Here is a 1,315-nt window from a genome sequence, read left to right on the forward strand (position 1 = left end):
GAGCCTGTAATTTAAATTGTGTATCTGCCTGTTTTTGATATGTTCACTCCAACAAAGGAGACAGGCAAATTATGGACGAAAAGAAACTCAAAGCCCTTGCGGCTGAACTGGCTAAAGGCCTTAAAACCGAAGCCGATCTCAATGCTTTTTCTCGTATGCTCACGAAATTAACCGTCGAAACAGCGCTCAATGCAGAGCTGACTGACCACCTCGGACACGAGAAAAACGCCCCAAAATCAGGCTCAAATACCCGTAATGGCTACTCGTCCAAAACACTGCTGTGCGATGACGGTGAGATCGAGCTGAATACGCCGCGTGACCGGGAAAATACCTTTGAGCCTCAGTTGATAAAGAAAAATCAGACGCGCATCACACAGATGGACAGCCAGATTTTGTCCCTGTACGCCAAAGGTATGACGACCCGTGAAATCGTCGCCACGTTCAAAGAAATGTACGATGCTGACGTGTCGCCCACGCTGATATCTAAAGTCACCGATGCGGTCAAAGAGCAGGTTACCGAGTGGCAAAACCGGCCTCTGGATGCTCTGTATCCCATTGTTTACCTTGACTGTATCGTGGTGAAAGTTCGTCACGGCGGCAGCGTGATCAACAAAGCAGTATTCCTCGCGTTGGGCATTAACACTGAAGGCCAGAAAGAACTGCTGGGTATGTGGCTGGCAGAAAACGAAGGTGCGAAGTTCTGGCTCAGCGTGCTGACAGAGCTTAAAAACCGGGGTCTTCAGGATATCCTGATTGCCTGCGTGGACGGGCTGAAGGGCTTCCCGGATGCGATAAACAGCGTTTATCCTCAGACGCACATCCAGTTGTGCATCATCCATATGGTGCGCAACAGCCTGAAATACGTGTCGTGGAAGGATTACAAAGCCGTCACCGGCGGGCTGAAAACGGTGTATCAGGCTCCGACAGAGGAAGCCGCGCTGATGGCGCTGGATATGTTCGCGGATGCCTGGGACGATAAATATCCGCAAATCAGCAAAAGCTGGCGGGCGCACTGGGAAAATCTCAATACGCTTTTCGGCTATCCGCCTGATATCCGCAAGGCAATCTACACCACAAATGCCATCGAATCGCTGAACAGCGTTATCCGTGCAGCTGTCAAAAAGCGAAAGGTGTTCCCGACAGACGACTCGGTGCGAAAAGTTATTTATCTGGCGATCAAGGATGCGTCAAAAAAATGGAGTATGCCGATCCAGAACTGGCGGCTGGCAATGAGTCGTTTTATTATCGAGTTCGGTGACCGCCTGAGCGATCACCTTTAATACGGTGGCAGTTACACAGAATTATTTACAGGGTC

Annotated in this window: 1 protein-coding gene; it reads left to right on the plus strand. The window is 50.1% G+C overall.

Annotation, left to right across the window (positions count from 1 at the left end; translation table 11 throughout):
- The first annotated feature begins 71 nt into the window (after positions 1 to 71).
- Complete coding sequence (locus tag SPM24T3_RS23980; RefSeq protein WP_009639433.1) at positions 72 to 1,280, plus strand: IS256 family transposase; 1,209 nt, start codon at positions 72 to 74, stop codon at positions 1,278 to 1,280.
- Positions 1,281 to 1,315: the final 35 nt, after the last annotated feature.

Origin of the sequence: Serratia sp. M24T3, from assembly GCF_000257645.1 — a bacterium.
Taxonomy (GTDB): domain Bacteria; phylum Pseudomonadota; class Gammaproteobacteria; order Enterobacterales; family Enterobacteriaceae; genus Rouxiella.